This window comes from Pseudomonas fluorescens, assembly GCF_902497855.1.
GTDB classification, from domain to species: Bacteria; Pseudomonadota; Gammaproteobacteria; order Pseudomonadales; family Pseudomonadaceae; genus Aquipseudomonas; species Aquipseudomonas fluorescens_BI.
In genome coordinates this window covers 309193-320948 of the sequence record NZ_CABVHU010000009.1, presented here as the reverse complement: position 1 = coordinate 320948, position 11756 = coordinate 309193, and the positions used below count along the sequence as shown (strand labels likewise).

General features: G+C 54.5%; 13 protein-coding genes and 2 pseudogenes. 10 read left to right on the top strand and 5 right to left on the bottom strand.

Going from position 1 to position 11756, the window contains the following annotated elements:
• The coding region (locus F8N96_RS19800; protein WP_150799222.1) for a transposase domain-containing protein at positions 1–96 on the top strand (96 nt) is incomplete at its 5' end.
• 456 nt (positions 97–552) lie between these two features.
• Here the strand turns inward: F8N96_RS19800 and F8N96_RS19795 are convergent.
• Positions 553–1608 (bottom strand): AraC family transcriptional regulator, encoded by a 1056-nt coding sequence (locus F8N96_RS19795; protein ID WP_150799221.1) that lies wholly within the window; start codon positions 1606–1608, stop codon positions 553–555.
• A 32-nt stretch (positions 1609–1640) separates the two neighbouring features.
• Here F8N96_RS19795 and F8N96_RS35085 point away from each other — a divergent pair, with 32 nt between their 5' ends.
• From F8N96_RS35085 to F8N96_RS19775, 3 genes are all read left to right on the top strand, one after another.
• Entirely contained in the window at positions 1641–2261 is a 621-nt protein-coding gene (locus F8N96_RS35085) for a hypothetical protein (RefSeq protein ID WP_191635373.1), read from the top strand.
• 220 nt (positions 2262–2481) lie between these two features.
• Entirely contained in the window at positions 2482–2790 is a 309-nt protein-coding gene (locus tag F8N96_RS19780; RefSeq protein WP_150799219.1) for a hypothetical protein, read from the top strand.
• Between the two features lie 306 nt (positions 2791–3096).
• Complete coding sequence (locus F8N96_RS19775; protein WP_150799218.1) at positions 3097–3336, top strand: hypothetical protein; 240 nt, start codon at positions 3097–3099, stop codon at positions 3334–3336.
• Between the two features lie 391 nt (positions 3337–3727).
• Here F8N96_RS19775 and F8N96_RS19765 read toward each other — a convergent pair whose 3' ends face one another.
• The gene (locus F8N96_RS19765; RefSeq protein WP_150799216.1) at positions 3728–4549 is read right to left on the bottom strand and encodes a DUF1206 domain-containing protein; all 822 of its coding nucleotides are present in this window, start codon (positions 4547–4549) and stop codon (positions 3728–3730) included.
• 411 nt (positions 4550–4960) lie between these two features.
• On the opposite strand from F8N96_RS19765, the pseudogene F8N96_RS19760 reads away from it, so the two are divergent.
• Positions 4961–5656: pseudogene (locus F8N96_RS19760) on the top strand (transposase); the annotation flags it as partial.
• Between the two features lie 536 nt (positions 5657–6192).
• Here F8N96_RS19760 and yejK read toward each other — a convergent pair.
• A pseudogene (yejK, locus tag F8N96_RS19755) lies at positions 6193–7199 on the bottom strand (nucleoid-associated protein YejK).
• 109 nt (positions 7200–7308) lie between these two features.
• Here yejK and F8N96_RS19750 point away from each other — a divergent pair.
• A complete protein-coding gene (locus F8N96_RS19750) occupies positions 7309–8064 on the top strand; it encodes a DUF4145 domain-containing protein (RefSeq protein WP_150799215.1) in 756 nt (251 codons plus the stop codon).
• Here the strand turns inward: F8N96_RS19750 and F8N96_RS19745 are convergent, their stop codons facing one another.
• Complete coding sequence (locus tag F8N96_RS19745) at positions 8065–8328, bottom strand: hypothetical protein (protein WP_412071817.1); 264 nt, start codon at positions 8326–8328, stop codon at positions 8065–8067.
• Positions 8329–8633: 305 nt separating this feature from the next.
• Here F8N96_RS19745 and F8N96_RS19740 point away from each other — a divergent pair, with 305 nt between their 5' ends.
• Entirely contained in the window at positions 8634–8777 is a 144-nt protein-coding gene (locus F8N96_RS19740) for a hypothetical protein (protein WP_224794112.1), read from the top strand.
• A 1095-nt stretch (positions 8778–9872) separates the two neighbouring features.
• Here F8N96_RS19740 and F8N96_RS19735 read toward each other — a convergent pair.
• Positions 9873–10232 (bottom strand): DUF6124 family protein, encoded by a 360-nt coding sequence (locus F8N96_RS19735; protein WP_150799214.1) that lies wholly within the window; start codon positions 10230–10232, stop codon positions 9873–9875.
• Positions 10233–10728: 496 nt separating this feature from the next.
• Here F8N96_RS19735 and F8N96_RS35465 point away from each other — a divergent pair, with 496 nt between their 5' ends.
• The 3 genes from F8N96_RS35465 to F8N96_RS35455 are packed head-to-tail and all read left to right on the top strand — an operon-like array spanning position 10729 to position 11744.
• The gene (locus F8N96_RS35465) at positions 10729–11313 is read left to right on the top strand and encodes an IS110 family transposase (protein ID WP_224789542.1); all 585 of its coding nucleotides are present in this window, start codon (positions 10729–10731) and stop codon (positions 11311–11313) included.
• Entirely contained in the window at positions 11267–11599 is a 333-nt protein-coding gene (locus F8N96_RS35790; RefSeq protein ID WP_224794111.1) for an IS110 family transposase, read from the top strand. The genes F8N96_RS35465 and F8N96_RS35790 overlap by 47 nt, the downstream gene beginning before the upstream one ends.
• The gene (locus F8N96_RS35455) at positions 11502–11744 is read left to right on the top strand and encodes a hypothetical protein (RefSeq protein WP_224789550.1); all 243 of its coding nucleotides are present in this window, start codon (positions 11502–11504) and stop codon (positions 11742–11744) included. Before F8N96_RS35790 ends, F8N96_RS35455 begins: the two co-directional genes overlap by 98 nt.
• Positions 11745–11756 lie beyond the last annotated feature (12 nt).

Sequence of the window (11756 nt, the reverse complement as noted above, 5' to 3'; positions counted from 1 at the left end):
CCGTATGCTTACTTGAAGGATGTTCTTACACGCCTGCCGACGCAGCGTGCGAGTGAGATAACCGAGCTGTTGCCGCACAGGTGGGCGCCCGTTTAATCACACAAGGTGTGTTGGGCGGACGCTTACTGTAAAACTGCGACAGTAGGCTTTAATCTATACGACAACGAGAAAAAGCTGCGGCTGCAGACTACTTATCAGACCCGAGCAGAGGCGGAGTATGTGTGCCAGCGGCACAACATGGAACGGCTTCAAATCATCCATTCAGAACGGGAGGCGCAGTTCTGTCGATTGGCGCCCAATCGGGTTTCATAGACCCGTTCCCGAGCCGAAGAATGGAGTAGCTGGGACGGGGCTCGATGATTATCCTGGCTTAAAAGAAGCAGGCACCCCCACCTAATCAATGGTGATTTTCCCGATACCTACGCGCATGTGTACGAAAAAACCTGACGTGAATACTGCAAAGACTGGCCTTGGAGTTTCCGGCCAGATGACTTGGCCTTGGCTAAACCAAAATGAGCACCAAGGCGTTCATCCCACGGCATAATACCTCCCTTAACGGGCTAGAAGAATCTTGTTTCCCTTGGCCTCGAGCGATTCTTGACAGGCTCGATACTGGCCGGGCGTCATGCCGAACCAACGCAGGCAAGCCTTGTGAAAACTGCTGTGGTCGTGGAAGCCGAGCAGGTAGGTCACGTGTTGCATATTGAAATGGGAATGGCGCAGATAAAAGTCTGCCAGTTGCTGACGCATATGGTTCAGGATATTCGTGAACTGCGTGCCTGCCTTCTCCAGCGCCCGCTGCAACGTTCGTTTGCTGATGCTCAGCGCGGCTGCAATCGATTCCATATTACATTGCCCCTGTGGTTGCGCCTGGCTCAGGCGTTCGGCAATCAGCGCACGAATCCTGCACACCACCGTAGAGTCATTCAGCAGGTCGAGCTGACCGTTGGCATAGCTTTCATGGAGCTTGGCCAATGCTTCGTTGGCCATGCGCAACGGACGCAGTAGCTCCTCGCCGTCGAACAGGATGCTGTCATAGGCTGCCCCGAAACGCAGCTCGCAGCCAAACAGCTGTTGATGCTCATGGATGTCTTTCGGTTGGGGATAGCTGAACTCCACACTCAGTGGTCTCAGCGATTTGCTACCACTCAGCCAGCGGTAGACACCCAGCAGGGCTGCGAGGCTGGCATCGGTGTACTGGCGGGGCTTGATCGAGCCGCGTTGATGGTGATCGAACGTGGCCAGGCGGTAATGCTGTTGTTCCTGGACAACCAACATGGTGAAACCTGTGCCGATCAACGGGCTGAAATGAGTCAGTCGTTCGAATGCATTTTTCAGGTTCGAACTGGACATCATGGTATAGCCGACGATCTGAAACATGCCTGGATGGAAATGCTCGGCCGATCTCAAACCGATGTTTGGATCGCCGGACGCCTGGGCCGCCAGATCCAGCAGGCGGTAGATAGTGCTTCGTTCGCAAAATGATCCCGGTATGGCTGCGAGCTGCCTATCAAGCCCAGACTCCTGGCACAGACGGTCAACATCCAATCCTTGCGCCGAAAGCATTTTCATCAGCACGCAGGCATAACCTGCACTCATTCTATACATAACGATTCATCTCCCTGTTGAATCCGCCATCCATGGCTATTCAAGGCGTCCTTAAGTTATCGGAAATGCTGGATGTGCGGGGGAAGCTGGTATTTCGTCATCAACGATCGCAGGTGCTCAATGGCATCATCATATTTAAGATCGGCATGCCGTCGCTTTTCCTGGTACTGGCTGAAAGCGCTCGTGTCCAGGTAGGGCCGATCAAGAATATCCAGCGCGGCGCAGCGCAAGCTTTGTGCTTCGCTGAAAAGCTGGTGGTTACGTTCAAGAGCCTGGTTGAGACAGGCTATGGGTTGATGAGACTTTCGTGTGTCGTTCATTGCAGAACCCTTTTGATCGATCTGTTTTTATTTTTTCAGCTCAACCTGCTATGTCACGTTGGCAGGCCGGCTCGGGTCAGTAACGTCACCACACCGCTAGAATATTTCACGGCAATTATTGCCAGCAAACCTTCCTATGGCGATGTCGTTGGGCAAATCGGCTCTCGCGACGAGCTGATGGCTGAAATAGAGTTCAGGCCCTTAGGTAGTTTTTGCTCTGTTGAAAGTCATAGGGTCAGTGCCCCATTTCTTCTATCAGCAATCGTAGCTGAAATTGCGCTGCAGGCAGGTTTCGAAGGAGACATCGAATGTCAAAAATGCACCATGTGGTGATCACCCTGACGATGATGACCTGCCTATGTGAATTATTTGTGTAACGGAGAATCGGGCAGGCGATGCTGCTGTAGGAAAAAAATACGCCTTACGGGATCGACTCGAACGAGGCCGACCTTCCGCTGAGTGTTGGATCTCAAATATTGAGCCTTCACACTTAATGGCGCTCCGATCTGTTTTGCTGGGCCCCCACCTCTGCGCTGAGCATTTGATTCCGGGTATGTTCGTGCTTTTGGACAAGGGAGAGATACTCATCAACGTCTTCCTGCGTCCGATGCTCCTGCCCCAAGAGCGACTCGCTCAAAAAATTGAATCGCATGGATTCCTCGAGCGTCAGGCCAGTAAAGACTTCGTTGCCCTGATGGTCTTCGCTGAGGGCTCGTATTTTCCTGAGGTACGCACGCTGCATGTCCGTGAGCACAAGCATTTGGATCTCCTGTCAATTGCCACTGCGGAGCTGTGCCGCAATGCGCAGAGTTGCTCACCCGATCATTTTGAGGGCCTTTTGTATGGGGTCGGCCGCGCTTGAAAGTTCCACCAGGATTTCATCGGTGCAGAGGCGCGTATCCGAACGGGACTTGCAACGGCGAATGGCTTGTTTCTGGCTGCCTCTGTCGGGCATCCACGCACAATCGTAGACAACTTTTGGAACCTTTACTGAACGTAGGGGTGAGATGTTGCGCAGGCGCTTGATAGAAAACGATGCATTCACCTTTTTAAGGTGCTGCCTGCCCCCTAAAGGTCGCTCGTGCTTCTCATCGGAAACTACTGAAGATTGTTTGCTGTGGTGGCCAATTGCCGCTAATAGTGATGAAGGCTTGGAGAGGGCGTCTAAATGACTGCGAGATTTGTTGTTGTTCCTGCGATCCCAACAGAAACTGGCTGGATGCGTAACGGGGCGCGTTACTACTGCCAGACCGCATCGATAGGCTTCAACCTCTATGACAATGAGGAAAAGCTACGGCTGAAGCCAACCTATCAGACCCGAGAAGAAGTTGAGCGTGAGTGCCAGCGGGTTAACCTGGAGCGGTTACAAAGCGTCCTGTCAGAGAGCGGATCCATTCCGATCCTCTAGACGTTCACCAATGCCAGACGGTTACTCGACGTTAGGGCGACCAGCAGATCAGCGGGGGTTAAGCGGTGCGGTAACGTACTCTCGTTTTCCGTGGATGCTCAGCATTCAATAATGCGCAAACAGCCTCTGCATCAGCCCTGACTTCGAATACGCCATGCTTGCTAGCTGAGCCTCCCTCGACGAGACAATTTATGACAGCGCGTCGTGCTTTCCCCGTGAGAAGGACGGCGCATCGGTGAGTTAGGGCTTCGCATTTCTTCATTACAAAGAATGTCTATCAGAGGTTGTTAAAAAGGCTCCAGCTGCTCACGCTCCCAAGGAAGCGCCATAGCGCTGCCAGCTTTCAAGAGACCCGACACACCCCTCAGGCAACCTGCAGTCCACGCCTTGATCAGTGGCCTGTGCTCGGCATTCCAGGCACATCCATGTTGATCTTGCGCCAAGCCGCTTCGGAAAAGCTGTAAACCGAAAAGGCTATCATCCCCAAGGCCATCACCATCAAAATCAAACCTCCCGCCGGTAGATTCTGGAGAGCATCGAGGGCCTCCTTCATGCCTGGCGGATTCATGGCTTTGTAATTCGAGCCGCTGATCATCAGCAGCAGGGCGATCTCGATAAAGACGACACCACGGGCGATCAGACCGAATTGAGAAACCGGACGGACGTACCGCATAACGTCTTCGTCCGCTTCAAAGTATTGCTCAAATGTGGCTTTCCACCCCTTGATGATGTGAGCAATGCCTACGCCAAGTGGTACGAGTGCGACGAGGTACACCAGTAAATTTGAGTGTTCCCAGGACAATAGATGCGCCAGTAAATCCTTGGTTTGCTCACCTCCGGAATTGCCCGAGCTTCTGATGCCAGTGATGAGCAGGCCCAAAGCAAAAAACGCCAGCGCGCCGTTGACTACACCACCCGCCAACAAACCTGCACGGATTACCAACCCCTTCATTTCTTTACCGTGATGATCAACGTCGCGTATTGCCTGCAACACTCGCCAAGCGGCGAAGGCGAGCAGACCAGCCACCACCAGTCCGACCAAAACGTAACCGAACGGCTGGCTCAGCAACGCTTCCAAGCTCCGGTGACTATCCTTCGGTTTCGTCGAGTCGATAGCCGCCAGCAGAGCGAAAATACCTATGATCAGATAAAGAGCGCCTCGAGCGGCATATCCACCTCGTGCGACTACGACAAGGCTTTGTTGCACGGACATAGGATCTAATTCCAAAGAAGTTATACAGGAGCAGACCTATCTAGTCGGGAGGGGTTCGATTGCAGGTGGCGCGATTCTCAAGCCATCGACAGGCATGAGGCCGTGATCGATTCAACCGTTTCGATCTGTCGGATGGGCTTTATCAGTCGAAGGGCACGAAACACGTCCTGCGATACCATGCGAACCTTCAGCATCTGCGCTACCTCATCTGCTTGGCTTGTTCGATTGAAAACATCGTTCCTCCTGTAGTCGAGGCATTTTGGCGCTCGCGTTGCCAAACCTCGACTCTCAAGAGATGCGACAGGATTTGGAAAAAGAAGAAATGCTTTCACCTTTCCTTTCGTAATCGAGCGGCGGGCAGCATCGGCCCGAGCTGATAATACCCAGCCACCCCTGGTACGGAAGTTCGGCATGGACGCAGGGTTGGTCAAGGGCGAAGACTTCGCCGTGGACGCCAGCATCATCAAAGCGGATGCGAGTCGGCAGCGCGGCGTACCGGGTGATGAACAGGTCAACTGGAGCGATCCGACCCTGAGCACCCGCGCCGTGCGTGAGTACCGTGAAGCCCTCGATGAAGAGGCTTTGGCCGAAACGCTACCAAAGCGCCTGCCGCTGACGGATCCTCAGGCCCGCTGGACCGCTGGACCGCTGCTCCAGGCGGCCCAGCTTTCTACGCTTACTCTACGAATTATCTCATCGATACCGAGCACGGCGTGATCATGGATGTGGAACCCACACTGGCTCATCGAACCGCAGAAGTCGAGAGCACCAAGACGATGATTGATCGGGTCGAAGCGCGGTTCGACATCAAGCCGGAACGCCTCATTGGCGACACCGCTTACGGAACAGCGCCGATGCTGGCCTGGATGGTGGGGGGAAAAGACATCGAACCGCATGTGCCGGTATGGGACAAACCGAGCGCAAGAACGACAGTTTCTCGAGCAACGATTTCCACTGGAATGAAGAGACTGAGGAATACCGCTGCCCGGCCGGTAACGTATTACGCAGCGAATGGCGTGCCTTCAAGAACGAGCGTTCGCACGTCACAAAAGCCAGCACCATCATCTTCCGACCAGACAGACCGACTGCGCGACAATGATCATGAAGCATTAGTTAAACAGTTCAATGATTCAGTAGTGTCCTCAAAGTTAGACTATGACCGTTTGTGGGGTATGTTAATGCTCCTTCTTACCTCATTAGGTGCGGCTGTAGTGGTGTTATCTGGGTGGGCTTTAAAGAGTGTTTTTTCAAAGACTGATACTCAAGTTGCTGGAAACGGCCCAACTCGCTGATTTTGATCAGCTTGCACCTGATGGCGTGATTCGTTGAAGTGGGGTATCCGGACAGGCGGGGCGTGGGTGCACGTCTGCGATGGCCTACTCTTGACGGGCAGTTCCCATTACCGAGGAGATCATCATGTCCAAAGGCGGAAGTGGTAAAAGCTCAAGCGGTTCTGGTGGATCGAGCAAAGGAGCCGGCGGCTCATCGCGCGGCCCTTCGAGTCATCCAGGCCCAGGGGGTAATTGGCCAAGCACAACTCCAGGCCCTTCGGGTGTAAATCGGGGTAATGCTCAGCCAGGCAAGAAAGGCTGATGTCGGACGGCGCGCTGTCTGCCGGATCTAAGCGCAATAGGTGGGGCGGCTTAGGCGACAGCGCGCCGCAACTGACCGGTGAGTTGGGTTGGAAGACCCCGCAACGTCAGGGTGCCGCCGGCTTCGTCGAACTCGACCTTGTCGCCCAGCAGGTGCAGTTCGAAGCTGATCGACATGCCTTCTGAGCGACCGGTGAAGCGCCGGAATTTGTTCAGGGTCTTCTTGTCAGCGGGGATGGTCGGTGACAGCCCATATTCCTTGTCGCGGATGAAGCCGGCGAAATTGTAGGGATTGTCCTCGTCAATCAGCTCAGAAAGTTCTTCCAGGCTCACCGGCTCGCCCAGCTTGGCCTGAGCCATCGCATAGCCGGCCAATGTATTGGTCTTTTCGCGAGCCGAGTCCTCGCCAAAGTCTTCGTTTTCAACGAAATCGCTGAACGCCTTGAGCAGCATGCGGGTTTCTCCTGAGCCGTCGACACCTTCTTGGCAGCCGATGAAGTTGCGGAAGTACTCGTTTGCCCGGCGGCCATTTTTACACTTGATAAATGAAATGTACTGACGAGACTTGGGATTGTTCTTCCATTCGCTGAGGTTGATGCGCGCGGCCAACTGGATGTGATCCAGATCCAGGCGCCGGATCGGCATCAGCGTGAGGCCATCAGTCATGATCACCGCTTCGGTTTCCTGCACAAGGGCAATGACCAGGTAGTCGGTCATTCCTTACAGGTAGTGGCAGAAGAGGGCGTTCCCGCCGATCGACAGGTTGGATTCCTCCATGAGCCTTGTCAGGTGCTCGACGGCGATGTTGCTGAACTCCATGAAGTCTACGGTGCGGCCAGGTACTTGCCGAGCCAGCCACTGAAAGGGTGGTCGCCCGATTCGGCGTGGAAAAAGCCCCAGGCCTTGCCGGACTTGGCGTTGTAGCTTTCATTGAACTGGCTGATCAGATCATCGCGAGCTTGGCTCTCGACCAGTTCGCCGGCGCTCCGGTGCAGGATGGCCGGGCTACCGTCGGGCTTTTTGTCGATCTTATGGATGATGCTATGGCGAACGGGCATTGCGGTTACCTCGGGTAGGCGCCGCCCTCTGTGACCGGTGCGGCAGGGTGGTTATATGCCTAAGTTTGTGATCTATTTCACGCTCTGAACTAGAAGGGCGTGTCGAGAAATGCAACTGAAACGGAATCAGCTGGAATATGCCTTCACCGCTTCCAATGTCCCACCCTACGCCTGCCCGCACTGCGAAGCGGGCATCCTCCAAGTCGAGGGCAAGCTGGATAGCCAAGTGACCGAGGCATCAAAAAAAGATCAGGATTACGGCTTCGATCCTGACCTTGTAGTTCTGAACTTTCACGGGAAGTTGGTGTGCACGACCTGCTCCGATATCGTTTCCGTTGTCGGGACTGGCGGCGTTGAAATAGAGCATGAAATTGACGAAAACGGTGATTGGTCTTCCGAGTGGGTGGAATACTTCAACCCCCGATTTTTCCACCCGCCGCTTAAGCTCGTGAACTGCCCAGAAAAAACCCCTTACACGGTAAAGGAGAAGATCTGGGCGGCATGTGAGGCGTACTTCTGCCTGCCGGATTCATGCTGCAATAGCCTTCGTGCGGCGGCCGAGGAAATTCTTACGGACCTGAAGATCGACCTCAAAAAAGCTGATGGTGGTTATCTCAGCTTTTCTTCGCGAATCAATCAGCTCCCCCCTGAAAGGGAGGCGGTTAAGGCGCTTTTCGACGCTATCCGGTGGCTCGGTAACCATGGGAGCCATTCTGATTCTTCGCTTTCTAGGTCTGACGCACTGGACGCATTTGATGTCATGAATTTGTTGCTAGAGGAGTTGTACAGCGAGACCCGGCTGAAAGCGCGGGAGCTGGCAAAGCGGATCAACGAAGCCAAAGGACCTGTCGGCCGGCATAGCTAACTAGCTGTCGGGATCAATATTGTCCAGGTCGTCGCCGAGCATCACTCCAGGCGAACGCAGCTCCCGACTAATGTGGAACTGCTCAAGCTCCCGCGCCACAGTCGGCGAAACCGTGATTTCGTGTCGCGGAGGTTTCAATAAGGGGAGTGCGCCGACGGGGCCAAGCCGGTGCAGATGGTGAATCATCGGCGTGATGGCCTCGCCCTGTTCCTCGATGCCGCTCCAGGCCATCAGCTCAGCCAGGGCCTGGTGAGTACCGGCCATGCAGTGCAGCCTGATTTCTTGCTCGCCGCGAGTCTTTGCCGATCAATCTTTCTGCGCGACAGCCATGGGATACCTCTTCAATGCCGCTGGCCGGCAAATCCAGCCAGGCTTGTCGTTTGCGTTGTTGCACTCGTGCCATCCTGCGCATCAGACTGATGCCGGGAAGTCGAGGGCGAAGTCGTTGATCAGGCGTCGGCACAATGTCTCGCTGATCTCCAAATGCCTGCTCACCTTGTAGCGAGACATGCCGGGCGGCCGAGTGGGGGCCGGCCAGAGTCGCCGCCGAGATGAAGGTGTTTTGCGGCGTGACAATCGATCCGAAGAACTGGACACGCGATTGGCTTGATCTGTGGGAATCCCTGAAAGAAGTGATAGCGGAAGTGGATATTCAGGAACAACAGCCTGTCTGGCACGTGATACACGCGGAAAAAGATGAAGAGGCGGCATAAACATATTGATGTGACGGGGGGCGTACTTTTCCCATAGTGCGCAATTCACGCAACACGCGCACGAATAGCTAGACCAGGCAAGTGCAGGGTTTTTTCATTGCAATGTTTAGATTGCTCTAAACCCCTTGTACAATCCAGTTTCAGCCAGGCTTCTGTCTTGGCTCCCAGTTTCTGGGGCTTTCGGGTGCGACACCCGTGGCGATGGCAATCTCAACCCTCGGAGTAATGTGTTTGGCTGCTGTAAAAACTGTTGTTCTTAGCCACGCGATGCCGGTCGCAGCGGATTCATCTGCGAAAGGGGATAGTAAAATGGGAAAAATCTTCGGAAGCGCTGTACTCGAAACGATTCATTCCCTGGGTTCAAGTTGCCTCGCAGCCAGCGCTAGCTTCACCGTTATTTGAGCGAAATGCTCACCGACACCCGGCCATCGCGCCGGGTTTTTTATTGTCTGAAATTCACCTGTGTCCAGGACAGCCCTCGGGAACGTCTGGACGTCGATAGCCGGACTGTGCGACGTACGGAATCAACACCGGCAGTCCGCGTACCCTCACCATCAATGCTCACAGGGTGGCGCGAGACTGGATCAGCGAGATCGATGCAATACGGCGTGGACGCAGTGAAGGTCTCTGGTGGACAGCGGGAAGACTGCGCATCTATTCACACCAGAGCGAGGCTTTCCACAGGTTTTCCAGTTATCGGATCTGTCATAGACGAGCGACGGAAACGACCGGTTGCCACTATCTGGTCAAGGACGGCGTCTACCGCTTGCATCGTGTTTGGCTGGCGTGCATAGCGTGTGCGCAGGACGGAAAAGGTGACGGACGGAAAAGGTGACCGGACGGAAAAGGTGACGGATCTATTTTTTCGGAAAGGTGACAGACAAAAATGTGGCATACGTATGTTCAGCCCTGCGGAAAAAGGTATTGCCCTAAAATAAAATCGTCCTTTTGGTTAGTCCCTTCGTTCAGCCCCTCATTCGGTTCGCGAGCGAAGCCTGGGTGCCGCGGCTACCCGTCATAGGGTTTGCAGCGTTCCCTAAGAAAGAGACCGCTGCGGCCCAAAGAGCTTACTCATTCGACCTCAGTCAACCGCACCTACTTGGATGGATCGATCTTATCCAGCACCCGGTTCGCCGTAATTTCGGCCAGCATAATGCTGTTGGAAATACCCAACAAGGCGTGACGCGACCCACCGTCCAGATGATCCACCAGGTGATGAACCATCACATCGACCGAGGCCAGCGTTTCGACCAGATAAACCACAAGGGTTTCGGTCGTGGTCTCTGGGTCGACGGTGAACAGGGTGCTGGGTGTACGAGGCGTGGCTTTGATGTCGGCAATCGACGGAACGTGAAAATAAGCAGCCCGCTCGGCAGACTCGTTGGACGTGTTTGCATCGGATTCGTGTAGAGACGCAGAATCGGTGTCTGGCGGATTGGGTGAAGGTTTCTTCATATGCTGAGTTTCCTGATTGAGTGCCAACCCTTTAGCGACTAAACAAAAGGGAGGCAGCTGTACGCAGGTTAGTCGACCGGGAAACTCAGAAATCCGGCGCGCCCGAAGGCGCCCTACGTACAGCCACCATCAAGTACAGGCAATAAAAGACCTGCATGACAGATGCACGCACAACCGAGTTAACGCGGGCGACTAAACCCGATCACTGATGGGCAGTGACGCGAATCAAGTTACCTAGCGGCCCCAAGGCGCACAAGCCGGCGGATTCTGGCGTACCCGTAGGCAACGGCGCAAGGTGTTGTAGCTTTCAGGAGGTCAGCAATAGGGCGTTTAAACACGCGCCATGCGCGGATGTTTAATTTGCGAGCTCACGACAGCTAGCCTGACTTCTTCGCTTGAAAATAAATCTTAGAATCATCTAGCCGGCCTCCCCACCTCACGGAGGTGGCGCAAAATTCAAGGTGCGAACTTAGACTTTTGCTGTGAGGAGGCCGTGATGAAATTCTGTGGCATAGACCTGCATTCAAACAACAGCGTTGTGGTGGTTACCGACGAAACGGACCAGATCCTGCTCAGTCGGCGCTGCCCTAATGAGTTGACGAAAATCCTCCCGCTGCTCGAACCGCATCGTGCCGAATTGCTCGGTGTCGTGGTCGAGTCGACCTACAACTGGTATTGGCTGGTCGATGGTCTGAAGGCGGCAGGGTTCGAGGTAAAGCTGGCCAACCCCGTGGCGACGCAACGCTACAACGGTTTAAAGCATTCTGACGATAAGGATGATGCAGCGTTCCTGGCGCATTTATTGCGACTCGGTATATTGCCGACTGGCTATATCCATCCGCCGCAAGAACGGGCACTGCGCGATTTGGCACGTAAACGTATTCAGTTGGTCCGCAGTAGGACGCAGCACATTCTGGCGGTGGAGAACATCATGGCGCGCCAGTTTGGCCACGGGATGAGTTGCAATGAAGTCAAAGGCCTGTCAGCTACCTCCGTGGACAGGCTCGGCCTGACCACGGATTGTAGCTCTGGCGATGAAAGCCAATATCGCGATCATCCAGGCAGTGCAGGCTCAGATTGACATCCTTGAGGATCGCTTACTGCATGAAGCTCGCCTGCGGCCGGAGTTCTGTTTGTTAAAAACGATGCCTGGAATCGGCGAAGTGCTGGCCACGGTCATCATGCTGGAAACTGGCGATATCGAGCGCTTTGCCGACGTGGGCAACTTCGCCTCTTATGCCCGGTGCATAAAGAGTGCGCACTACTCCAATGGTAAGAAAAAGGGGCGAAGGCAACACCAAGAACGGCAACGCTTACTTGATCTGGGCGTTTATCGAAGCGGCGAATTTTGCTCGGCGTTTCAGTGAAGAAGCCAAACGTTTTTTCGAGAAAAAGAAAGCCAAGACCAATGCCGTGGTCGCCACCAAAGCGCTGGCGCACAAACTGGCGCGGGCGAGTTATCACATCCTGAAGGAGAAACAGCCATTTGATGCCAAGCGCTGTTTCGCCTGAAGAGGCGGGTTA